The organism is Sphingobacterium anhuiense, from assembly GCF_042686355.1.
In the GTDB taxonomy this organism is placed as follows: domain Bacteria; phylum Bacteroidota; class Bacteroidia; order Sphingobacteriales; family Sphingobacteriaceae; genus Sphingobacterium; species Sphingobacterium anhuiense.
Map to the genome: position 1 here is coordinate 584828 of NZ_JBHUPE010000004.1, position 21829 is coordinate 606656.

23 protein-coding genes and 1 tRNA gene are annotated in these 21829 nt (G+C 37.7%); 8 read left to right on the forward strand and 16 right to left on the reverse strand.

Translation table 11 applies throughout. The annotated features are described in order from the left end of the window. Positions 1-56: 56 nt before the first annotated feature. Positions 57-443: a VOC family protein gene (locus tag ACFS6I_RS08080; RefSeq protein ID WP_380919505.1), complete on the forward strand. Its 387-nt coding sequence runs from the start codon at positions 57-59 to the stop codon at positions 441-443. A 106-nt stretch (positions 444-549) separates the two neighbouring features. On the opposite strand, the gene ACFS6I_RS08085 is transcribed toward ACFS6I_RS08080, so the two are convergent. Genes ACFS6I_RS08085 through ACFS6I_RS08095 form a run of 3 tightly spaced genes read right to left on the reverse strand, consistent with a single transcriptional unit; the run spans position 550 to position 4006 of the window. Further along, positions 550-1668 (reverse strand): MBL fold metallo-hydrolase, encoded by a 1119-nt coding sequence (locus ACFS6I_RS08085; RefSeq protein ID WP_380919507.1) that lies wholly within the window; start codon positions 1666-1668, stop codon positions 550-552. A 28-nt stretch (positions 1669-1696) separates the two neighbouring features. Then, positions 1697-2548, reverse strand: coding sequence for a helix-turn-helix domain-containing protein (locus ACFS6I_RS08090; RefSeq protein WP_380919509.1), 852 nt, complete (start codon positions 2546-2548; stop codon positions 1697-1699). 42 nt (positions 2549-2590) lie between these two features. After that, positions 2591-4006 (reverse strand): aldehyde dehydrogenase family protein, encoded by a 1416-nt coding sequence (locus ACFS6I_RS08095; RefSeq protein WP_380919511.1) that lies wholly within the window; start codon positions 4004-4006, stop codon positions 2591-2593. 175 nt (positions 4007-4181) lie between these two features. On the opposite strand from ACFS6I_RS08095, the gene ACFS6I_RS08100 reads away from it, so the two are divergent. From ACFS6I_RS08100 to ACFS6I_RS08110, 3 genes are all read left to right on the forward strand, one after another. Continuing rightward, positions 4182-4481 carry an ArsR/SmtB family transcription factor gene (locus ACFS6I_RS08100; protein ID WP_380919513.1) on the forward strand — a complete coding sequence of 100 codons (300 nt, stop codon included), beginning with the start codon at positions 4182-4184 and terminating at the stop codon, positions 4479-4481. Positions 4482-4801: 320 nt separating this feature from the next. Further along, on the forward strand, positions 4802-5800 hold the full coding sequence (locus tag ACFS6I_RS08105) for an LLM class oxidoreductase (RefSeq protein ID WP_380919515.1): 999 nt from the start codon (positions 4802-4804) through the stop codon (positions 5798-5800). A 68-nt stretch (positions 5801-5868) separates the two neighbouring features. Next, a complete protein-coding gene (locus ACFS6I_RS08110; RefSeq protein WP_380919517.1) occupies positions 5869-6447 on the forward strand; it encodes a hypothetical protein in 579 nt (192 codons plus the stop codon). 153 nt (positions 6448-6600) lie between these two features. Here ACFS6I_RS08110 and ACFS6I_RS08115 read toward each other — a convergent pair whose 3' ends face one another. Next, positions 6601-7149: a DinB family protein gene (locus ACFS6I_RS08115; protein WP_380919519.1), complete on the reverse strand. Its 549-nt coding sequence runs from the start codon at positions 7147-7149 to the stop codon at positions 6601-6603. An 87-nt stretch (positions 7150-7236) separates the two neighbouring features. On the opposite strand from ACFS6I_RS08115, the gene ACFS6I_RS08120 reads away from it, so the two are divergent. Next, positions 7237-7818, forward strand: coding sequence for a Crp/Fnr family transcriptional regulator (locus ACFS6I_RS08120; protein WP_380919521.1), 582 nt, complete (start codon positions 7237-7239; stop codon positions 7816-7818). Positions 7819-7916: 98 nt separating this feature from the next. Continuing rightward, positions 7917-8987 carry an SDR family oxidoreductase gene (locus tag ACFS6I_RS08125; RefSeq protein ID WP_380919523.1) on the forward strand — a complete coding sequence of 357 codons (1071 nt, stop codon included), beginning with the start codon at positions 7917-7919 and terminating at the stop codon, positions 8985-8987. Between the two features lie 77 nt (positions 8988-9064). Here ACFS6I_RS08125 and ACFS6I_RS08130 read toward each other — a convergent pair whose 3' ends face one another. The 6 genes from ACFS6I_RS08130 to ACFS6I_RS08155 form a co-directional block, all read right to left on the reverse strand. Continuing rightward, positions 9065-9646: a YdeI/OmpD-associated family protein gene (locus ACFS6I_RS08130; protein WP_380919525.1), complete on the reverse strand. Its 582-nt coding sequence runs from the start codon at positions 9644-9646 to the stop codon at positions 9065-9067. A 99-nt stretch (positions 9647-9745) separates the two neighbouring features. Then, a complete protein-coding gene (locus ACFS6I_RS08135; RefSeq protein ID WP_380919527.1) occupies positions 9746-10216 on the reverse strand; it encodes an SRPBCC family protein in 471 nt (156 codons plus the stop codon). Between the two features lie 2 nt (positions 10217-10218). Then, positions 10219-10539 (reverse strand): ArsR/SmtB family transcription factor, encoded by a 321-nt coding sequence (locus ACFS6I_RS08140; RefSeq protein ID WP_132768519.1) that lies wholly within the window; start codon positions 10537-10539, stop codon positions 10219-10221. Between the two features lie 88 nt (positions 10540-10627). Beyond that, positions 10628-11269: a YdeI/OmpD-associated family protein gene (locus tag ACFS6I_RS08145; protein WP_380919529.1), complete on the reverse strand. Its 642-nt coding sequence runs from the start codon at positions 11267-11269 to the stop codon at positions 10628-10630. Between the two features lie 5 nt (positions 11270-11274). Beyond that, positions 11275-11643, reverse strand: coding sequence for a DoxX family protein (locus ACFS6I_RS08150; RefSeq protein WP_021191581.1), 369 nt, complete (start codon positions 11641-11643; stop codon positions 11275-11277). Between the two features lie 507 nt (positions 11644-12150). Beyond that, a complete protein-coding gene (locus tag ACFS6I_RS08155) occupies positions 12151-13218 on the reverse strand; it encodes a 2,3-butanediol dehydrogenase (RefSeq protein WP_168126691.1) in 1068 nt (355 codons plus the stop codon). A gap of 175 nt (positions 13219-13393) precedes the next feature. Between ACFS6I_RS08155 and ACFS6I_RS08160 the strand changes: the two genes are divergently transcribed. Further along, complete coding sequence (locus ACFS6I_RS08160; RefSeq protein ID WP_380919532.1) at positions 13394-14017, forward strand: HD domain-containing protein; 624 nt, start codon at positions 13394-13396, stop codon at positions 14015-14017. A gap of 67 nt (positions 14018-14084) precedes the next feature. On the opposite strand, the gene ACFS6I_RS08165 is transcribed toward ACFS6I_RS08160, so the two are convergent. The 6 genes from ACFS6I_RS08165 to ACFS6I_RS08190 all read right to left on the reverse strand — a co-directional run bounded on the left by ACFS6I_RS08165 (position 14085) and on the right by ACFS6I_RS08190 (position 19369). Continuing rightward, positions 14085-15197, reverse strand: a complete 1113-nt coding sequence (locus tag ACFS6I_RS08165; protein WP_380919534.1) for an agmatine deiminase family protein — start codon at positions 15195-15197, stop codon at positions 14085-14087. 88 nt (positions 15198-15285) lie between these two features. Beyond that, positions 15286-16122, reverse strand: coding sequence for an AraC family transcriptional regulator (locus ACFS6I_RS08170; protein WP_380919536.1), 837 nt, complete (start codon positions 16120-16122; stop codon positions 15286-15288). A gap of 116 nt (positions 16123-16238) precedes the next feature. After that, on the reverse strand, positions 16239-16733 hold the full coding sequence (locus ACFS6I_RS08175) for an SRPBCC family protein (RefSeq protein WP_380919538.1): 495 nt from the start codon (positions 16731-16733) through the stop codon (positions 16239-16241). A 216-nt stretch (positions 16734-16949) separates the two neighbouring features. After that, positions 16950-17804 (reverse strand): EamA family transporter, encoded by an 855-nt coding sequence (locus ACFS6I_RS08180; RefSeq protein WP_380919540.1) that lies wholly within the window; start codon positions 17802-17804, stop codon positions 16950-16952. Positions 17805-18122: 318 nt separating this feature from the next. Beyond that, positions 18123-18195, reverse strand: a tRNA-Lys gene (locus tag ACFS6I_RS08185). 220 nt (positions 18196-18415) lie between these two features. Beyond that, on the reverse strand, positions 18416-19369 hold the full coding sequence (locus tag ACFS6I_RS08190; RefSeq protein WP_380919542.1) for an acetyl-CoA carboxylase carboxyltransferase subunit alpha: 954 nt from the start codon (positions 19367-19369) through the stop codon (positions 18416-18418). Between the two features lie 160 nt (positions 19370-19529). Here ACFS6I_RS08190 and ACFS6I_RS08195 point away from each other — a divergent pair, with 160 nt between their 5' ends. Continuing rightward, on the forward strand, positions 19530-21713 hold the full coding sequence (locus ACFS6I_RS08195; protein WP_380919544.1) for a glucoamylase family protein: 2184 nt from the start codon (positions 19530-19532) through the stop codon (positions 21711-21713). Positions 21714-21829: the final 116 nt, after the last annotated feature.

Here is a 21829-nt window from a genome sequence, read left to right on the forward strand (position 1 = left end):
AGTAGAATAGAATTTGATTTGCTTAATTTTATAATAGATATAAAAGATAGTAGCGTATGAATCCAAAAAAGATATGGTCTAATTTGGCAGTGACCGATTTAGACCGGACAACAAAATTTTATACTGCGTTGGGTTTTCAACCGAATGGGCGATCAGCAGATCTGACAAGTTTTCTGTTTGGTGAAGATCATTTTGTAATCCATTTTTTCTTAAAGCATATCCTTCGCGAGGCGATGTTAGGGGCTATGGCAGATACATCCAAATCTAATGAAATCATTTTTACGCTTGCCGCATCAAGTATAGAAGAAGCGGATCTTTGGGCTACTGAGGTGGAAGATGCTGGTGGAACATTGATTTCTAAGCCTGCAGCTTTTGGAAAGGGATATTATGGTTTTGTATTTGCGGATCCCGATGGCCATCGGTTTAATGTTTTTCATATGTAAAAGAACATGAATTTCGATAGCCTTTATTTGAAATTATGATTATTGTATCGGACTATAAATAATTTATTTTCTTTACAGTCCGATGCTACTTATTATTTTTAGTCCGTTATTTTCTGCCTACCCACCATTGTTTAAACTGCTGTTGATCGTCTTTTAGCAACACCGCTTCCCCGATCATAGGTGTTATCAATGGAATATGCGCTTCTTTATTTAATTCGGTAATTTGAATTAATGGCGTATCCCAAGAGTGATTGGCGATATCAAACTTGGAGTTATGCACCGGAAATAGACGCTTCGTTTTCAGATCTTTTGCTGCTTTTAATACTTCCTCAGGGAGATGGTGTATGTAACGCCAAGTGCTGTCAAATTGCCCATTATCTAGAATAGCTAGATCAATAGGACCAAATTTTTCACCAATAGCAGCATAGTGGGTGTCATAGCCACTGTCTCCGCCGATAAAGATTTTCATCGTTGGTGTCTGTACTACATAGGACATCCAAAGTGTCTTGCTGCTTTGAAGAGACCGACCTGAAAAATGTCTTGCAGGAGTTGTGTATACGGTAAATCCACTGTCGAGTGAAATGCTGTCATGCCAATCTTTTTCAATTATATTTTGAGGATTGTAACCCCAGTATTCCAAATGTGAACCCACACCAAGTCCGCAGATTACTTTCTTGGTTTTTGTTTTTAATTTGATAATGGTTTCATAATCCAGGTGATCATAATGATCGTGGGTAATAAATAAATAGTCAATCTCCGGTAGGTCTCCTACTGTATAAATGTCAGTTCCTTTAAATGATTTATTGGTTCTGGGAACAGGAGAGACACTTCCGCTGAATACGGGATCGACCAACATGCGTTTTCCGTCTATTTGCATAAAATAAGAGGAGTGACCGAACCAGACCAATACGTCTTCCTTGCGGGACAAGTTCTGCAGATCTGTTTTTATGGTCGGTATATTTTCCAATGGACTCTTCCGGTCTATTTTTTTGAAAAAGTAATCATAGAGTACGCTCGCATAGCTTGCATCTTCAACGATTTGAGGGGTATGGCTAAAGTTGACAAATTTACCGTCTTTGTAATTGGGTGATTTCTTAATTAATTCAAGCCGAGCGCCACTTGGTACTTGACCAAATTTGGGCTGTTGCATGTACAGGAAGATAATCGCAACGAATACGATGATAAGGATGAGGGTGATGAGCATAGTTTTATAAAATATTTTCATGTAGGGGGTGCTGAATGGTTGGGCTTAATTACATGCTGTTGAAAGAAGCGGTATTGACCGGGCTATATCGGTTCATGATTTTTGAAGGAGCCTCGCCAAATGCTTTTTTAAAGGCAAATGAAAAATGGGAAAGGTCTTCGAATCCCAATTCCAAATAAATGTCTGAGGCTGCCTTACCTTTTTCTTTTAAAAGGTAATATGCTTCTTGTAGTCTTTTGTGCAGCAACCAGCGTCCAGGTGTGGTATTGAATGTTTTTTCAAAATCTCTTTTAAATGTTGCCAGACTTCTACCTGTTAAATAGGCAAATCGTTCTAAATGAACATTAAAGTGGTAATTTTTGTTCATAAAGTTTTCTAAGTCTATTTTATGCGGTTCGGTAAAATCAAACAATACATTTTTGAGTTCAGGATTGATCTGTAGGAGGAGTAATATCGCTTCTTTCATTTTAATCTGAACGAGTTTGGGATTGTCAAAACTGTGTGTCTGGTGATATGTCATCAAAGATTGAAAATAGCTATGCAACAGTACATGATCTTCCATATCCAATACAGGTTGATCATATTGTTTTTGTTCCGCATTAATGCCGTATTCGAGACTGAAATCTTTTAATGTCTGCTGGTCAAGAAAAATAGTCAAAGATCGGAACTCGCCATTTTCAGGCGGTTCCTTTATAAATTTTAACAATTGATTTCTCCTTACCAGACGAAATGCTCCCGCATTGGAAATGTAGGTTTGATTTCCATCATTCAGTACCAGAGAACCAGCTATCTGATAGGTGAAGGTGCATTCTTGGACGAAGTGTTCTCCTTCTCTGCTTTTTGTCGCATAACATGAATAAGCAATGCCCGATGCCTGAATGTTGTCTTTTTTTGTTTCCATCTCTGATGCAAATTTAAGATAAGGATGTTGAATTTTAGCTATTTAGCTTAAAATTGCTTTGGGTTCTAAATATGCGTCTAATCCATAAGTTCCGAACTCTCGGCCGATACCTGACTGCTTGAATCCTCCGAAAGGAGCCTGTGGATCATGTTTAAAGCCATTGATACAGATACTTCCTGCATCAATCTGTGATGCTATGCGATTGGCACGTGCAAGATCTGGTGAGCTGATATATGCCGCTAGACCGTAAGTGGTGTCATTTGCAATGGAAATAGCGTCTTCGTCATTCTGGTACGGAATGATGGAGAGGACTGGACCGAATATTTCTTCTTGTGCGATACGCATATCATTACGAACGTTTGTAAAGATGGTGGCTTGAACAAAGTTACCTTTTTCCAAACCTGCTGGCTTACCCAGACCTCCTGTTAGTAACGTTGCTCCTTCATCAAGTCCGATCTGAATGAACTGTTGAACTCTCTCATATTGCTTACGGCTTACCATGGGGCCTACATGGGTATCTGGATCTGCAGGATTACCGACTTTTACATGTGCGATGGTGGCTTGTGCTAAAGCATTGATCTGATCTAGTTTGCTTGCAGGGACTAGCAGTCGGGTAGGAGCAATACAGGCTTGACCACTATTCATATAAGCACCATAGATAGCCATTGGGATAACAGTTTCGAAATCGGCATCGTCCAAAATAATATTGGGGGATTTACCACCAAGCTCCAAAGTGACACGTTTCATGGTATCTACCGCACCTTTAGCAATCATTTTCCCAACCGCAGTTGAACCTGTGAAGGATATTTTGGCAATATCGGGGTGATTGGTTATTGCGGCGCCTACAACATTTCCTAGACCATTTACGATATTGAATAAGCCTTTAGGTAAACCCGCCTCATGGAAACATGCGGCAATAAGCTGCGTCTGTTGGGCACTCATTTCACTAGGCTTAATGACGACGGTACATCCGGCAGCAATAGCTGTGGCAAGCTTACTGCAGATAAAACCATTGCTGGCATTCCAGGGGGTGATGATGCCGACAACCCCTAATGACTCCATACGGACCTGTGATTGTCCAACAGTTTTTGCAAAGTCATAGTTTTGAAGTGTTTCGATCATCGTGGGGAATGCCGCGATGGCAATATGTACACTGGCTTGGCAAAATTGGTAAGTTCCGCCGTATTCTTCGACCATAATGGCAATCAGTTCTTCTTCGCGCTTACTGACAGCTTGATGCAGTTTTTGCAGATAAGCAATACGTTCTTCTTTACTTGTTTTAGAGAATGTTTTGAATACTTCTTTGGCGGCCTGGACCGCAATATGGGTATCCATTTCGTCCCCAAGGGTAACTTCACCCAATTTTTCATTAGTAGTAGGGCTAATGAGATCAAAAGTTTCTGTCCCATGAGGTGTGATAAAGGCACCGTTTACATAAATCTGATTTATCTTTTTCATGTTCTGCTGATTTGTTTATTCAAAGGTAGCGGGATTATAAAGAGGCTGTTTTGCTCAAAAGCTCAATGTTGCTTTGTTGAAAAGCTCATTAATAAATGTATCAAGATGACATAAAGACAACAAATATGGAGCGCTTAATTGTTATGTTTGTTTCGAGATTATTAGATATATAGATATGGTTGATATTTTTAAGATTTTAGCAAATGAACATCGGTTACAGATCTTGCAGTGGTTGAAAAATCCTCATGATCATTTTGTAGCTGAAGATATTGAACCGGAGGTAACGGATTATGGTGTTTGCATGAGCGTGATCCAAAAGAAGGCCGGTTTGTCACAATCAACGATTTCATCATATTTGACATCGATGGTGAATTGTGGTTTGTTGAAATCTGTACGGGAGGGACAATGGACTTATTATAAGAGAAATGAGGAAAAACTTCAGGAATTGGCTTCTTATATTAAGAATACGCTGTAGTTACTCATTTTTTATTTGATGGATGGAGATATAAATATCTTCATTTTTTTGTATTCAAGTACATCTATAAATCTAGATATATCGAAATACATGGTGGGTTTTAGGGATCAGTTTTTAATACAGTTACGGTGCTGTAAGGAAATCCGGATCTGAACACAATCTCTAAATAAGCTATTGACCTGATTTAGATCTGTACATACAACTCATTTTATTTGATAATCCATTTCAGAAGGTAAAAAACCTTCCTTTTTTTAATTAGGTATATCTATAAATCTAGATATATCGAAATTGTATAATTTTTTACATTAAAATTTTAGAACATGATAAGAAACTTTGAAAACCACTATGCATTTAACCGTGTATTTGCTCCAGATGTGTTGACTATTGGCCTATTTCTTCCCCTAGAAGTATATAGCGGAAAGCTTCCCCTAGTTGAGGAGCATATGGCATATATAAAACAGATCGATCGCTTAGATTTTGCGTCGATATGGGTTCGTGATATTCCGATGTTTGATCCGAGTTTTGGTGATGCTGGTCAAGTGTATGATGCTTTTAGTTATTTATCTTTTATCGCCGGACAGACAAGTAGGGTTGCATTAGGAACAGGAAGTATTGTTTTACCTTTCTGGCACCCGATTTCTTTAGCAAAGACAGCCGCTTCTTTAGATCAGCTATCCAATAACAGATTATTGCTAGGAGTAGGATCGGGGGATAGATCGATTGAATTTCCTGCATTTGGATTAGATTTTGAGCATCGAGGTGAACGTTTTAGACAGGTTTTACAGGATTTTCGAAGCTTAAATAAGGAACATTATCCAAAAATTAAGTCTGAGCTGACCCACATTGACGGATTGGATCTTATCCCCAAACCTGTTCAGGGATATATTCCGAGTTTAATAACAGGTGGCAGTCAACAGCCTCTTTCTTGGATTTCTGAACATGGGGATGGCTGGATTACTTATCCGGGAGCAACAACATCGAAATTACATGTTAGGCCTTTGGGAGAAAAGATAAAAGCTTGGCGTGACTTAATTCCCGATCAGATTTTTAAGCCTCATATGACCAATGAATGGATTGAACTAACGGAAGATCCCAATTTTCCGCGAACGCCATTGCAGGGTGGATTTGTGCTTAAAACAGGAAGGAATGGTTTATTGGAACTGTTACATGAATGGCAGGAAGCGGGTGTCAATCATGCAGCTTTAGGGATTCAATTCAGTAAGAGACCTATTGCCGATGTTATTGATGAGCTGGGAGCAGAAGTGTTGCCGTATTTTCCTTCCTTAGTGAAGGCGAGTCATATAAATATGATCCCATAGTTTAATTTCAGGAGAATAATTCTATTTTAGCCGTTCATGAAGTTGTCGTTAAATTATCTAATGGAGTTATGCAAAAAGTGACAGGTAGAAAAAAGTTTTATATCGCTTATATGCTGATCTCACTGATCATGTTGGTCGATATTACGGTTATACTGACGTGGCAGATCAGTTTGGCTGGGTATTGGAGTGACCGCTTGGTCTTTTGGATATGGCTACTCACTACGCTTCCGTTTCTAATTATTTTCTGGAAAAGTATTTATACGAAAATATACTGTATCGTATTAGTATTGGGGCTATTGTTTAGTATAGCCGCGATGATGTTGCCTTTTTTTGGTATTCTATTTTCAAGTACAGGCATGGAAAGACGATCGTACTATACACCAGATAGCGGGAAATATAGAGTACAGCTTATTCAAAGTGTGATGGCCCGTCCGCGGTTACAGATTATTAAAAATAAAGGAATTGTTGAGAAGGTGATTTTGTTTACCGATGCCGATTTCCTGAAAAATGATCATCTTAAGGTGGGATATGAAAGTGTGATCGGCCTGGATGTCTTAAAGGATACGCCAGATAGTCTGGTTTTGGAGTTTCATATGCCTGGTAAGAAAATTGTAAAAGGTTTTAAACTAAATGATGAGAAGGATTAAATTTCGTGGCACGTTTTGTCTTGAATGTACAGTTAATACTAATCCCATAGCAGATCTATCATTGGGTAGGTCTGCTATGGGATTAATCTGTCCTGTTATTTTTTATAACTGATCTGCATGCTAAACTGGTCTTTAATACGGCGTTACTTGTGTTTACATTTTTTTGCTGTCTTCGTAAGTAGGACCATACAGTCCAGGTACTTTATTGCCGGTTGCTCTTAGATAAACAATCAATTCGCCACGATGATGATAAATATGATTAAAAAGGAATCCTCGTGCCACAATGCCTCTTTCCAGTGGTCCTAAGAGTATGCGTTCACCTGCTTTCATTGTCCAGTGATCGCGTAGTTTTTCTTCTGTAAGTGTTGATAGAGCGGTTCTGGCTCGTGCTACATTTTTTTCAAATAGTTCGAGCGTGGCCTTGATATCATCAGGTGCACCGCGTTCAAGATGATCGGTGGCCATATCATATACATCTTCTGTAAATGTGCCTACGTACCAATAATAAATGGTTGCGATATGTTGTGCCAGTTCTCCCATTGTCCAGGAAATATCTGCTGGCTTGTAGTGTATGTCTTTTTCAGGCACTGCCTGCAGTAATTTACGGGTGTTGTTGACCTCTTGTTCGAATTCGGTTGTCAAATATTGAATGATCATGTCTTTGGGTTTAATGTTTTTATATCGGGTATAAAACAGATGCATGCGTGAATATGTTTGGTGTTTAGGAGGTTTTTCTGGGGTAAATAAAACAAATTTATTTAAGTTTGAAGATGCTATAAATGAAAATTCATGTTAGAAGTATTATTTTCTCATATTGAAAAAAAAGTGACGCTCTCTCGTGGTGACAAAGAGGCGATAGCTTCTTTTTTTACATTCAAAAAAATCAGAAAGAAGCAATATATCTTGGAAGAAGGGGCTATTTGTACGCATCTTTCATTTGTGAAAAAAGGTCTTATCAAATCGTACCGTTTGGATGAGAAAGGAAATGAGCATATCAGCCTGTTTGGCTGGGAAGGCTGGTGGGTGTCTGATTTTAAAAGTTTTATTAATCAGCAACCGGCAATTCTCTATATAGATGCTATTGAAGATACCGAGTTACTGCTTTTATCGCGGGCAGATTATGAACAATTGATGGAAGAGGTACCGGTGATGGAACGGTATTTTAGAATGCTCTATCAAAATAGTTTGGTTACAAAAGATGAACGCCTGATTAGTTCGAACAGCTATACTGCTGAAGAAAAATTTCAGCGTATGCTACAGGCGAACCCTGAAATTATGCAACGTGTGCCGCAACATCTGGTGGCATCTTATCTGGGATTGGCTCCTGAAACCCTGAGTAGAATCCGTAAGAAAATTGCATCTACAGATTAATTCCATTGATCTGGATCAATGGAATTTCTTGATCTGTATCATCTCTTTCAGTTTTTAATGCAGCGAACTTTGTTGTAGAAATTTAAAGAGATATAACAATGGATAAAATTGCATTAGTAGTTGGCGCAACAGGGATCACGGGAAGTCGTTTGGCTGAGGAGCTTGTTGGCCATGGATGGCAAACTTATGGTCTGGCACGTCATCCCGGTAAAACTGATAACAGCGTAATTCCGGTAAAAGCTGATCTTATGGATGTTGAAAATCTGAAGATCGCACTTGAAAATGTTTACCCAACACATGTGTTTTTTACAACATGGATGCGGAAAGACAATGAGGCAGAAAATATTATTGTAAATCGTGCTCTTGTCCGTAATCTTCTCGATGTTCTGTCTGAAAAGAAAACTGTTGCGCATGTGGCTTTGGTAACGGGGTTAAAGCATTATTTAGGTCCATTTGAGTCATATGTAGCTACGGGCGTGTTTCCCAATACACCTATCCGGGAAGAACAACCGAGATTAAATCATCCGAATTTTTATTATGCTCAGGAAGATGCGGTGTATGAAGCCGCAGCTAGGGATGGATTTACATGGAGTATCCATAGACCGCATACGGTTATTGGGCATGCGATCGGTAACTTAATGAATCTCGGGGTAACGCTTGCTGTATATGCCTGTATCTGTAAGGAGAAAGGGACGAAATTGATCTGGCCTGGTTCGGAAGCGCAATGGAACGGAATTTCGGATGTAACGGATACCGGTGTTCTGGCGAAACAGTTAATTTGGGCTTCGACTACGGAGGAAGCTAAAAATATGGCTTTTAATATTGTGAATGGCGATGTCTTTCGGTGGAGTTGGTTATGGGAGCGCATCGCGTCATATTTCGGCATTGAGGCTGAAGGATTTCATGGAGAGCCGAGGCCTCTTGCCGAACAACTTAAAAATGATGGTCAATTGTGGTCTGATATGGTAAAGGAGTATGGACTGGAACAGCATGAACTTTTTCAATTGGCTTCACCATGGCATACAGATCTTGATCTGGGCAGACCTATCGAAGTGATGGTGGATATGGCCAATAGCCGGAAACTGGGATTTACGGCATATCAGAATACTGAAGATGCCTTTATCCAATTATTTGAACGTCTCCGCTATGAAAATGTGATTCCAAAATAATTGTACTGGTACGGTAGTAATGGAGAGTAAAACCGGGCTTCTTTATTTTGTGATAGAGGTCTCGGTTTTACTGGCCTTTAATCATCAATCCCTTTGCGGTCCAGGATCTGCTGATAATATTTTTCAATTCGATTTTGCCGTGTTTTGGATTGTTTCGCCTGATTAAAATAAAATAGATATCCCTTTTGTCGGCCAGGTGTTAGCGAATAGAATGCTGTATTTAATTCTTGATCTTGTGCCAGTACCTGTTGGAATTCTTCAGGAATGGGGTAGTCATTCACTTTTTTAAGTTCCACCTTTAATCCTGCTTTTTCGATCTCAACGGCTTCTTGTATGTAAGCTTGGATAACTGGTCTTAACGTGATAATCTCTGCTATATGTTTAAATCTGATCTGTCTGCCTGCCTGTACATTTTCTGTTTGCTGGATCAGTATACCTTCAGGATCTTTGAGTAAAGCTCCCTTATGAAACAGGAGCGCGCAATATTCTTTAAAACCATGAATAAGAACGATGTTTTTTTCATCAAGCGTGTAGCATGGATGCATCCATTTGTATTCTTCTTCTAAGGATTTGTTTTCAGTAATGATATCGCGAAGTAAATTGAACTCTTCGGACCATTGTTGTGTTTTTTCAAAGAAATGTTCTACCTGTGTGTTCATAATGGTTGTTTTTTAGGTATAAGGCCTGATTTATTGTCTGGAACAACTAGACGTAATTCATAGACAAAGAAACGGTCTGTTAATAGATATTGAGTTGTCCTAATCTTGTTTCTGTGTATTTAAGATCTCCTGTAACCGGTTGTGCGCCGTATTAATGCCTTGTGCAAAAGGCATCTTGAGCAGCTGGTCTCTAAAAGCAACAGATTTAAAAATAATCTGGATAGTAAGTTTACTGCTTGCATCTGTATAGGGTTCAAATGTGAGGTATTCAAGCTGAACAGGGAATGGACTATCTTCCATCTCGAATGTTCTTGTGATTTTTTCGTTTGGTACAAATTCATGGATTGTTCCGTTTGCCCGAAATACAACAGTGCCATCGTGTGATGTCTCAAATGCATAGGCACCATGTTTCTTGTTTTCCAGTTTCAGTACTTTTGTACCCATCCATTGTTCGAAGAGATCAACTTCTTCATATGCTTTAAAAAGCAATTCTAGAGGAAGATCAAATTCGCGTGTGATGATGATTTCTTGTTTATCATCTTCGGCACTGATTTTTGTTTTCTGTTCCATGATTATTTGGCTATATAGTTTTTCATTACGGCTTCTAATTTATTGAATCTGTCATCCCACATCTGGCGGAAGGGTTCGATAAAATCTGCAATTTCTTTCATTTTTTGCGGATTGAGATGGTAATAGATTTCCCGCCCATTTTGCTCAGGTTTTAGGAGCTCACATTCGGTCAAAATCTGCAGGTGTTTAGAAACGGTGGGCCTGGATGTATCAAAATTGGAAGCAATGGCTCCAGCAGGCATCGCATGTGAGGCAACCAGTAGCAATATTGCTCTTCTTGTCGGATCGGCAAGGGCTTGAAAAACGTCTCTTCTTAAGTTCATTTTATACTTTTATTTGCTTGAGCTCTTTAATGTGTTTACGATCTGTCCTATCACTTTTTGATGTCGTTATGATCATGTTGTATTATTGTTATTTGGAACTGTATTTATCGTTTATTCCTATGCCGTTTAAAATTTGTTGTCTGTATTTTTCAATTCTTCCCATTCTAGTCTGTGCTACTTTGGGTTGTGAAAAATAAATGATGTATCCTCTTTGCCGCCCCGGTGTCAATGCGTAAAATGCTGTTTTTAACTTAGAGTCTTGTTCGAATACCTGTAGGAGTTCTTCGGGGACAGGTCCTGGATTTTTTTGAAATTTTACCTTTTGACCACTTTCTTCTATCGCTATGGCCTCGGATATATACGATTTTAAGGTATTTTCTAATCTTTTGAGTTCTGCTATATTGGTAAATTTGATGATCCTGTCCGATTGTAAATTACCTTGTTGGGTTAAGATTTTATGATCGTCGGATAATAATACACCTTTAAAAAAACCAATATTGGCGGATTGTTTTAATGCAGCAACGGAAACTATATTTTTTCCTTTGGAGGTATATACGGGTGCACCCCATTTTATTTCTTCCTTCAAACCCGTTTCCAGTACAATTTGGCGGAGCATTTCTAATTCTTCTCTCCAGTTATTGACTTTGCATAATGGTGTACCGCCATATTTGCAGCGCATACAGCCATCTATCAAATATTTGTCAACTCCTGGATTCAGTTCTATTTTCATCTGGTCTAAACTTTACGTTCAACTGGTCTGAAATACCACGAAATAATCGTGAGCAGGAGTAACAGCGCAGGACCAAAATAGGTTACTGCTTTATCAGCAACTGCAAGGTGGGTGAAAATTGCGCCCGACATTAGAAAGAAAAATCCTGCATATGCCCATTCTTTTACTACTGGGAGCTTTGGAAGGAGAATGGCAATTACTCCTAGCAGCTTCCAAATACCGATAATGGTGAGAAAATAGGAGGGATAGCCTAGATCTTTCATTTTATTAACTTCTTCATCCATGTGGATGATCTGAACAATTCCAGTTGACACCATTCCTAAACTTAGCCAAATGGTAGAAAACCAATAGATGATTTTATCTCTCTTTTTCATACTGTGTTTTTTATTCGGTACAATTCGTATGTTGATCTGTTTATACTTGAGCGGTATTACTTAATACCTTATTTATCGCATGTTAGTTTTCGATCCATTGTTTGATCTTTACGGTTCTGGTATTAAAAAAGTACATCGATATACGATTTCTTCAATTATATATCGGTTTTTTATGTTCCAAATCTCCATAGTACTGGTTAGTTTAAAATTACGAAGTCATTTGACTACAAATATAAGTGTAGTTATTTGGCTACGCAAGTTTTTTTTCAAAAATTTTAAATTATTGTGATCACGTGCGGTTGGCTATCGGTGAATTTTTATCAGTTAATGGTGTTGATCACGAGGTTGGTAGTTTTTAGAGGTTATGTAATGTTTAATAATTAGCGGATAGGGTTTAAAGTCGTTTTCTTTGGTCCGAAAGCTAAAAAGCCCAATCGAAAGATTGGGCTTTGCTGTTTATTCCTAATGATTATTTTCAAGTCAACTTTTGGGCAGTTGTTTTTAAATTTAGCTTGCTTGTATATCAATCAATATCTTAACTTCCGTAGGATCGTTAACTAAGGCTTCAAATCCGTTCGTGACGATTTCATCTAAAACAATCTTGCGTGTAACCAATTTCTCTACCGGCATCCTACCGCTATCGATCAGTGCAATGACTTGAGGGAAAATATTGCGATAGGCAATAATTCCTTTAATGGTGATCTCACGAAGTACTTGATCGAGCGCATCAGTTGTAACAGGTTTTCCAAATAGTGCTACTAATACAGCGGTTCCTCCATTTTTTAAACTCGTGATACCCGTTGTATAGGAGGCTTGTACACCTGCGCAATCAAGGAAAACATCTACTCCGAGACCTGTTATGGTCTTAATTTTTTCGGGTATACCGTCCTCTTTCGCATTGATGATATGTGTAGCTCCTATAGATTTTGCTTTTTCAAGACGTTTGTCGGCGATATCGGTTACGATAACGGTACTAGCTCCGGCTGCCAGGGCCGCCTGAACACATAATAAACCAATTGGACCGGCTCCGGAAACTAGAACAGTTCCGCCGATTTTTAGATTACTTTGCATGACCGCATAAACTGCTACTGCTGCGGGTTCTACCAATGCACCTTTCTCGAAGGACATAGTGTCTGGTATTTTGTGCACCATATAATCTTCTACTACAACGTAAGAAGCAAATCCGCCATTGCTTGATAGGCCAACAAAGCCTAATGGTTCTGACAGGTTGTACTCTCCGTTTGCAATAAAGGGGCTATCAAAGTTTTTAAAGATTGGTTCTACGACTACCCGGTCGCCAACTTTTAAATGATGTACACCTTCGCCCACGGCATCAATAATTCCGGAGAATTCATGTCCTAATGTGGTTGTGCCCTGATGTCCATTGAGCGGATAGGGGGCGGCCACCGGGATGAGCTGTGGACCGTGGACATATTCATGTAAGTCGGAGCCGCAGATTCCTGCGAACTGAACTGAAATTTTAACTTGTTTTGCTTTTGGAGCTGGGATTTCTGTTGATTCTACCCTGATATCTTTTGCTGCATACCAGCGTGCTGCTTTCATTGTATTATCCATATTGTTATGCTTTTAAATTCATACTAAGTTACTTAAATAGTGCCGGCGGGTCAAGATGTTTGATGTGATAGATGTCACATAAATTGATGAATGTCATCATTTTCATTTATTGAATAATAACTTATTCATCTGTGGCATCAGATATGCTCGGTAACATGATGATAATCTAAAAGCGATGATACTTAAAGAAACATTTGCAACACTATTGAAAAATTATACGAAAGATGAGCAGCTGATCGCTTCCTTTTGGAGGGAGGTAGAAGCCTATTATGGTGATACTCTCAGACATTACCATACTTTAGATCATCTTGAAAATCTGCTGCTTGAACTTACGGCTGTAAAAGAGAAGATCAAGAATTGGGAAGCTCTATTGTTTACACTTTATTATCATGATATTATCTACGATGCGTCAAAACAGAATAATGAAGATGAAAGTGCTCATTTTGCTGTAAAACGGATGAAAGAGATTGCGGTTCCTGAAGATTTAATAAGGCTATGCATGGAACAGATTGTAGCAACAAAATCACACTTAGCTTCAGTAGACCAGGATACAAATTATTTTACTGATGCTGATCTTTCTATTTTGGGACAACCATGGGAGAAATATGCGAAATACTATACAAATATCCGCTTGGAATATCAGATTTATCCAGATGTACAGTACCACTCTGGTCGCAAGAAAGCATTAACTCATTTTCTGTCCATGGACCGGATTTTTAAAACAGATTATTTTTATAACCGTTTTGAAGTACGGGCAAAAGAAAACTTAAATAGAGAACTTGAATTGTACCAATACTAGTGCTAAGCCACAGCGCTAGTATTGGGAAAGTGAATCTAAAATCTTATTTTCTATATTCTGATCGGAATTACTTTGGTTGTTGCTGTGTTACACAATGCACCATTCCACCATTCGCAAATAAATTTCTACAGTCTATACCGATTATCTTTCTTTGTGGATATAATTTTTGAAGGATTTCGTTTGCTATTTTATCATTAGGATCGTTGTAGTTAGGTACTAGTACGACTTGATTTGCGATGTAGTAGTTTATATAGGATGCTTTTCCAACATTTTTACCATACGTCGTTGTAACTTCATTTTTTGTTAAAGGAATTTCTACAAATTTGTAGGCAAGTGCATGTTGATTAACTGCATTTTTCAACGTCTTTATATCTGATGTTGGCACTTGCCAATACAATAGGTCTTCTTCGTGCATGGTGACAATTGTTGAACTATCGGCAAACCGTGCAAAACCATCAATATGCATATCGGTGATATCAAGTCCTGCTTTACCGTCAAGCCATATGAAATTTTGAACACCTAAGTATTTTGTAAAGATATTTTCTGCCTCCTTCTGTGTTAGACCAGGATTTCTGTTATCATTTAAAATTGAGCTTTTGCATGCTAGTAAAGTGCCATTCCCATCTATTTCAATACTACCGCCTTCATTTATCATAGTTTTATTGAGATCTACTTTTTCTATATTTTGCTTTAAGGCGATTTCCGAAGGTATTTTATTGCAATTGATATAGGTTGCTTTTTCACCCCATCCGTTAAATCCCCAATCTTCAATTAGAATTTTTCCATCTTTGTTTTTAACGTAGATCGGACCATTATCACGTACCCATACATCATCGGTTGGTTGTATTGTAAAATCAATATGATCAAGTTTTACCTGTGATTGTTCTAATAGCTTTATTACTCTCTGCTGTTCGTCTTGGTTATAGACAATTATATGCACTTTTTCATTTAATATTAGGGCTTTGGTCATAGCTATCCACGTTTTGTCTAAGCGATTGCGGTAGGTTTTTCCATACTGGTATTCATGTGGCCATTGAAGCCATGTGCCTTCATGTAAAGTAGATTCTTCTGGCATGGTGTACATAACTGCAGTATCAATTTGAGAGGGCGATTGGATGTTATGATCTGCTTTAGTGCAGGATAATACAAGTGTTGATAATAATAGGAGTGAAGTTGCCATTTTGTACATTTTTAATAGGATAAATTTTTTTAATACTGCAAAATTATAGCCAATTGAAGATAATGTGTTGTCCAAAATTGACAACTTTTTAAATTAATGGCAACCAGATATAGGTCTCCTGTTCATAAGTATTGTTACTATTGTCAGGGTGTTTTACATACTTTTCGATAATGGGAGTGCATCCAAATTCCAGTTTAGTATTTAAAATCCATTGTGAATAGATCTGTGCGTATGTTTCTTCAATTTTTTCATACGAACCGTAATGGATAAACTGAGCATATTTTCCACCCCCTATAGTTTTGGAAGGCATTTTTATGGATGATGATGGCAGAGTAGAGCAGGTGTCATATCTGCATTTTAAATTTTCTCGGATTAAAGGTTCATCTGCTATGATGCCATAATATTCATTGTCTTTTAGTGGAAAATCATAGGATAGAAATTCATCCCATAGCAATTCTATTTTATCAAATTCGTAACTCATGAAACCACCTTTGAAATAGACTTTTGTAAGTGGAACATAGACTATCGTGGGGTTTAAGTCTACTGTAGATAGATTAGGAACTATAGCTCCCTTTTCAAATAATGGAATTTTTGTTCTTTTAGCTTCAAAGGGTGTTATGCCGAAATGTAATTTAAATGCTTTTGAAAAGGATGCTGAATTAGCAAAACCAACTTTTAGGGCAATTACAGAAATTTTACAGTTGGTGTAAAGCATCATTTTGTAGGCATTTTCCAATTTGAGCCTTTTCTGATAATTGCCAATAGTCTCTCCGCAGCTGTATCTGAAGATTCGTTGGATATTTCTATAGGAATAATGAGACACTTCTTCGAGTTGCTCAATGGATATCACCTGATCGTAGTTCTTTTCAATAAAACTTAGTGTATCGTTAATGCACGTAATGTTTCGAGAATCATTATTTTTCATGTTATTGACAATTTAATAAATTGTTTTAATGAAAGTGTATGGGATAAAAGTGCTCTTTTTGTCGCATTAGATTTTACGTATATTATATCATGATATAGCTAAAGATTTGGCAATTATCAATTGTTGATCATATTACCGATTCTAGGGTCTTTATTACGAAGGTCGAGACCTCCTTCGTATACTGATTTCAAATTATGTAAATAGAATGCCCAACCATTAGAGCATCCCAGACGAATGTATTGCTTTGAGTGATCGTCCTGTGGAATATGGTGATGCCGTAATTCTACGATAACATACTCATGAAGTGTACTTAATGTCACATCAACCAAACTGGTGCCTTCAAATGTAAACTGGAGAAAATCTTTACCATTTGCTTTAAGGATTTCTCCATGCATGGGCGTCGGATCCAGGTACCAATACCAATCGTACTGCATGCCGCTTTCTTCTGGGTTGATCTGTTCAAGCTGATTTCCTGCTCCATCACGAAAAATGACACGTTCCAAAAACCATCTTTCTAAATTCGCCGCAACAGACCAAGCTTCATAAATCTCGGAAAGAGAGGCTTTAATCGCGATACGTTTTGTAAATGATGTCCAATCGAAATTATTCATGGTACTAAATTTAGATTTGAGTGACGATATGATATCGATAATAAAGATAAAATAATATATCCGTTTATTTTAACGGGTTTTCATTGATTTTATTTCTTTTAGTTTATGGTCGATTTGTTTCTATAACTTATTTCTTATTCGATTGACATAAAAAAAGCGCTATCAGGAGATAGCGCTTTTGTAATATTGTTCGTATGTAGGGTAAATCGTTCTTAATTATTCTTCGATCTGTTGTTTCGTTTTGCTGAAAATAGTAGCGCCCATACTTGCGCTTATAACGCAAGCAACGGAAATCCATTGTAACGGAGTAAGACGTTCTGATAAGAATATCATACCTGATAGGGCGGCAAATGCCGGTTGCAAACTTGTTAAAATACTAAATGTTTTTGCTGGAAGTCTTTTTAAAGCCACTAAATCTAGTGAAAATGGTACTGCGCTAGAAAGTACAGCGACGCCAAGTCCTTTTAAAAACAGCATTGGGGTAAGATTAAAAATACCACCATCCCATAGGGCAAAGGGTATAATAATTAGGGTTGCAAATAGCATTCCCGTGCTTACAGCGTCTTTTCCTGGCATAATGCCGGTCACCTTGCTGCCCATAACAATGTATACTGCCCAAAATATACCTGCTAGAAATGCGAGAAGAAGTCCTATTAGATCTATATTGTTACTTTGCCATGGAACAATAAATAGGATACCTGCACAAGCGAGCAGTCCCCAAAGGACGTCTAACCATTTTCGGGATAAAGATAAAGCTAGAAAAAGTGGACCTATAAATTCTACCGTTACAGCCAGTCCTAAGGGGATGCGTTGGATGGCTAAATAAAAAATAAGATTCATTGCGGCAATTCCTATTCCATAAATAGCGCAATATAACCATTGTTGTTTCGTGAATTGAAAGAATTTAGGACGATTTATAATATTTAGCAATACGGTAGACAGGCCAATTCTCAACATACTTGTTCCTGTTGCTCCTATGGCAGGAAAAAGATGTTTAGCGATAGAGGCACCACCTTGGACACTGACCATAGATAGTAATGCCGCTGATATGGCCTTATTTGATTTTTTCATTAGAATAAATTATTTGTCAGGTAAATTTTCACTTGTACTTAATGAATTCCTTACGCTTCGTTTGTTTTAATAATGAGCATTGGAATTACTCGTATGATTATGCACTCTTTCTCTTGATATTTAGATCTTATTTCTACATAACAGTAGTCAACAGATGACTGCATCAAGTTCATTTTTATTGTAAATGGTATAGCTGATGATCGTATCATTTATAGCATTACAAGATCCAATGATTGATTGATAAAAGCAGGGAGTGATATTCGAATTTAACCGTTTTATACAAAAGAAAAGCTAATCTTACGATTAGCTTTTCTTTTGTGATCCCGCTGGGATTCGAACCCAGGACCCATACATTAAAAGTGTATTGCTCTACCAGCTGAGCTACGGAATCTTACTCTTATGAAGTTTCCTTCGTTGTTTGGAGTGATGCAAAGCTAGAAAAATCTAGCAAAGGGAACAAATATATTTGCTGTTTTTTTTGAAATATGTTGTAACGTATTCTTTTTTAAAATCTTATTTTTTCTATTTTCTTTACTGGAGAGGGGCGGAACAAAATAAAAGGGACACTTTTTCTGAAAGCATCCCTTTTATTTTACTTGTGAATGGTGATGTTATTCAACAACTACACCCATTTTGCTAAATTTCGCAATACGTTCGTCCACTAAAACATCCTCGTCTTTGGCGGTCAGGATTGCTAGATCTTCAACCAATTTTGCTTTTAATAACTCGGCCGCTAATTCAGGGTTTTGATGTGCTCCACCTAATGGTTCTTTAATGATACCATCAATTAGACCATTACCTAACATGTCTTTTGAGGTTAATTTTAGTGCCTCTGCCGCCTTTTCTTTGTGGTCCCAGCTTCTCCATAGGATAGAGGAACAAGATTCAGGAGAGATGACAGAATACCAGGTATGCTCTAGCATGTATACACGATCACCGATACCGATACCCAATGCACCACCAGAAGCACCTTCCCCGATTACTACGCAGATAATAGGCACCTTTAGTACCGACATTTCCAGTAAGTTGCGTGCTATGGCTTCTCCTTGACCTCTTTCTTCAGCTTCCAAACCTGGGTATGCACCCATTGTATCGATCAATGTAACGACAGGTTTGTTGAATTTTTCTGCCATTTTCATTAAGCGAAGAGCTTTACGGTATCCTTCAGGGTTAGCCATACCAAAGTTGCGGTATTGACGCTCTTTGGTATTTTTTCCTTTTTGATGCCCGATAACCATAACTGATTGACCTCCGATTGATGCAAATCCACCGACGATGGCTTTATCATCTCTTACAGTACGATCTCCGTGTAATTCGATAAAATCATCACAGATCATGTTAATGTAATCAAATGTTTGAGGTCTCTCCGGATGACGCGACATCTGCACATTTTCCCAACCAGACAAATTACCGTATATCTCTTTTTCAGCGTTCGCTAGTTTTTCTTGTAGCTCTAACACAGTTGCACTCATATCGACTTTCGTCTTTACGGCAACTTGTTCCACTTTTTCTATCTGCAATTGCAAATCTGCAATTGGCTTTTCAAATTCAAATGTAGTTTTCATATAAAGTTGTTATGAAAAAATCAGATGGCTAAATTAGTGCATTTTTTCCGAAATTAAAATTACGTATGACATTTACATTGGAAATCCTTTATTACATTTGTGATTCATTAAAGTATAGATGGCTTACTTTTTGTTTGATGTTTATTATCAATTTATGCGCATGTCAAAAAAATTACTATTCATAATCGGTTTATCTATTTCTTCTGCAACAACCTTGTCTGCACAAACTTATCCTGAAGTTGTGTTTGAGAACAGTCTCTTGTCAGGTAACTATGCCAAAAGCTTGGTGGAATATTCGGGAGACAGTTGGGTACAGAATGTAAAGAAAAATTTACCGACTACAGATTCTTTATTTTTTACTCCAGGAAATTCACTTTCACTCCGTTATTTGTCATCAAATGCTGGAAATTGGAAGGTTGCTTTACTAAATGATCGCCATAAGATCAATTATCAGGTCCAGGCCAGTGATGTGCTGACAATTAAAATGTATGTGCAAACACCGCATACGAAAGAAAAAACTCTTCCGAAAATTCAATTGCTTCAAAATGGTTCTGAAACTAATATTTTAGAACTTTCCCCATTTATAGATGATTTTGATCATGATACTTGGCTTAATATAGAGATACCCTTGTCAAAATTTGGAAATTTAAAAGCAGGGGAAGCAGTTTCTGAAGTGGTTTTTCATCAAAACGGAACTGATGAGATGACGCATCAGTTGTTTTTAGATCAATTGGAGTTTTTGCCTAAAAATCCTTCACGTGTCAAGTTGTCTTCAGGAGCTATTCTGTCACAGGTAACCAGTATTGATAAGCAGGTGGAGCTTCAATGGCAACTGCCGTTAACACCAAGTATCCGGTATATAAAAATTTACAGATCGACAGATAATGTTGATTTTAAAGCGATTGCCATCCGTCCTGTCTTTATGCAAAAATGCTATGATCTTGTCGATGAATACAATAAAAAATATTACTATAAGATCGCATGGGTAGATTATGATTATCTGGAATCTCCATTTTCTTCGGTAAAAGAAGTTCAAACCAAACCTGCAAGTGATTTAGAACTGTCTAATTTGATTAAATTGACGAATGTCAATTATTTTATTGAGAACTATGACATCAACAGTGGTCTTTTTCTACCTAATAAATCAAATAAAAAGGCGATCGTTTCTATAGAAGAATCGGGTTATGCGATTCTTTCATTATTGGTTGGTGCTGAAAACAATGTTATTTCGCGTCAAGCTTTATTGTTGCGTTTGAGTAGGATGATGAAGTTTTTAAACAAGGCTCAGCATCATGAGGGTGTATTTACGGCATTTTATGATGGAAGGGAAGGCGTACCATTTTATACTGATGGCGTACAGATGTATGATGTTAAAGCGACGGCAAAACTTATGGAAGGATTGCTTGTTGCTCGGGAATACTTCTCAAAAGATGTTGCTGATGAACAGAATTTTAGAGAGGATGTAACGAAATTGTGGAAACGGGTGAATTGGCAAAAGCTAACATCAAAGTCAAATCCTGATGCACTGATGGATCGATGGTCAGCTGTAGATAGCACCTATCAGTCTAAAGTTTTAAACGGCTTGAATGATGGTTTAAGTGCTTATTTATTAGCGATGTCTTCTCCGACTTATCCATTGACGGAAGCGAGTTACCTGAATGGATATGCTAAAAAATTACCTCTAGCGGATAGTTTACTTCGTTTATCTCCATCGACAGTTGATCAAGGTGCTGCTTCGCATATGAATGGTGGGCTTATGATACCGCAGGTGCAACCAGCTACCCCCGTATCCTTTGAAGATAGTTTGATCTTTGAAAAACATATGCTGTATGGTAAAAAAATTGCAATTGGCGATTTAAATAAAAGTTTAATTGAGTTTTATAAACCATTTTTAACCTTAGATCCGAGAGGAAAATACGATGGTTATGTCGATTATGGTGAGCTAGCAAGTAATTATATTTTAGCTTATAAAAGAAGGGATAATGAATTGAACCTGGGATCTAGTTATACAGATATTTGGGGAGTACAGAATCCGAGCGATAGCGTGGGGCATTATTTAGTGAATCCAGCAATCGCAATTTCGGCTGTTGCTTTCGAACAGGAGATCGGTCAAAAATCTTTGCGCAAATTTTATGATCAATATGCTAAGGTGCTGTTTACCCAATATGGTTTTAGATCTTGGATTGATTTGAAAAATAATGATGTTTCCGATGGTTTTAATGCGAAAAATCAGGCGAGTGTGGCTGTTTTAATGGAGAATGCAAAATCTGGATTGATCTGGAAATTGTATAACCAGATACCGGAGATCAATGCAACTATTAAAAAGATCTATCATAAGAAATAAGCGAAACTGCTGAACGAATTAAAGGGATACAAGATCTTGTAGCGTTATGTCTAAGATCTGTATCCCTTTCTGTTTTTCTTGAGTTCACTTTTTTTTATATCTTTACAGTTAGTTTT

What these genes read in the sequence shown, in the direction of transcription:
- ACFS6I_RS08180 (WP_380919540.1), bottom strand. Translation starts at nt 17,804, where the DNA reads ATGAAAAAATCAAATAAGGCCATATCAGCGGCATTACTATCTATGGTC.
- ACFS6I_RS08090 (WP_380919509.1), bottom strand. Translation starts at nt 2,548, where the DNA reads ATGGAAACAAAAAAAGACAACATTCAGGCATCGGGCATTGCTTATTCA.
- ACFS6I_RS08100 (WP_380919513.1), top strand. Translation starts at nt 4,182, where the DNA reads ATGGTTGATATTTTTAAGATTTTAGCAAATGAACATCGGTTACAGATC.
- ACFS6I_RS08145 (WP_380919529.1), bottom strand. Translation starts at nt 11,269, where the DNA reads ATGAAAATAGAACTGAATCCAGGAGTTGACAAATATTTGATAGATGGC.
- ACFS6I_RS08195 (WP_380919544.1), top strand. Translation starts at nt 19,530, where the DNA reads ATGTCAAAAAAATTACTATTCATAATCGGTTTATCTATTTCTTCTGCA.
- ACFS6I_RS08080 (WP_380919505.1), top strand. Translation starts at nt 57, where the DNA reads ATGAATCCAAAAAAGATATGGTCTAATTTGGCAGTGACCGATTTAGAC.
- ACFS6I_RS08150 (WP_021191581.1), bottom strand. Translation starts at nt 11,643, where the DNA reads ATGAAAAAGAGAGATAAAATCATCTATTGGTTTTCTACCATTTGGCTA.
- ACFS6I_RS08130 (WP_380919525.1), bottom strand. Translation starts at nt 9,646, where the DNA reads ATGAACACACAGGTAGAACATTTCTTTGAAAAAACACAACAATGGTCC.
- ACFS6I_RS08095 (WP_380919511.1), bottom strand. Translation starts at nt 4,006, where the DNA reads ATGAAAAAGATAAATCAGATTTATGTAAACGGTGCCTTTATCACACCT.
- ACFS6I_RS08160 (WP_380919532.1), top strand. Translation starts at nt 13,394, where the DNA reads ATGATACTTAAAGAAACATTTGCAACACTATTGAAAAATTATACGAAA.
- ACFS6I_RS08110 (WP_380919517.1), top strand. Translation starts at nt 5,869, where the DNA reads ATGCAAAAAGTGACAGGTAGAAAAAAGTTTTATATCGCTTATATGCTG.
- ACFS6I_RS08120 (WP_380919521.1), top strand. Translation starts at nt 7,237, where the DNA reads ATGTTAGAAGTATTATTTTCTCATATTGAAAAAAAAGTGACGCTCTCT.
- ACFS6I_RS08140 (WP_132768519.1), bottom strand. Translation starts at nt 10,539, where the DNA reads ATGAACTTAAGAAGAGACGTTTTTCAAGCCCTTGCCGATCCGACAAGA.
- ACFS6I_RS08085 (WP_380919507.1), bottom strand. Translation starts at nt 1,668, where the DNA reads ATGAAAATATTTTATAAAACTATGCTCATCACCCTCATCCTTATCATC.
- ACFS6I_RS08175 (WP_380919538.1), bottom strand. Translation starts at nt 16,733, where the DNA reads ATGAATAATTTCGATTGGACATCATTTACAAAACGTATCGCGATTAAA.
- ACFS6I_RS08135 (WP_380919527.1), bottom strand. Translation starts at nt 10,216, where the DNA reads ATGGAACAGAAAACAAAAATCAGTGCCGAAGATGATAAACAAGAAATC.
- ACFS6I_RS08115 (WP_380919519.1), bottom strand. Translation starts at nt 7,149, where the DNA reads ATGCATCTGTTTTATACCCGATATAAAAACATTAAACCCAAAGACATG.
- ACFS6I_RS08125 (WP_380919523.1), top strand. Translation starts at nt 7,917, where the DNA reads ATGGATAAAATTGCATTAGTAGTTGGCGCAACAGGGATCACGGGAAGT.
- ACFS6I_RS08105 (WP_380919515.1), top strand. Translation starts at nt 4,802, where the DNA reads ATGATAAGAAACTTTGAAAACCACTATGCATTTAACCGTGTATTTGCT.
- ACFS6I_RS08170 (WP_380919536.1), bottom strand. Translation starts at nt 16,122, where the DNA reads ATGAAAAATAATGATTCTCGAAACATTACGTGCATTAACGATACACTA.
- ACFS6I_RS08190 (WP_380919542.1), bottom strand. Translation starts at nt 19,369, where the DNA reads ATGAAAACTACATTTGAATTTGAAAAGCCAATTGCAGATTTGCAATTG.
- ACFS6I_RS08165 (WP_380919534.1), bottom strand. Translation starts at nt 15,197, where the DNA reads ATGGCAACTTCACTCCTATTATTATCAACACTTGTATTATCCTGCACT.
- ACFS6I_RS08155 (WP_168126691.1), bottom strand. Translation starts at nt 13,218, where the DNA reads ATGGATAATACAATGAAAGCAGCACGCTGGTATGCAGCAAAAGATATC.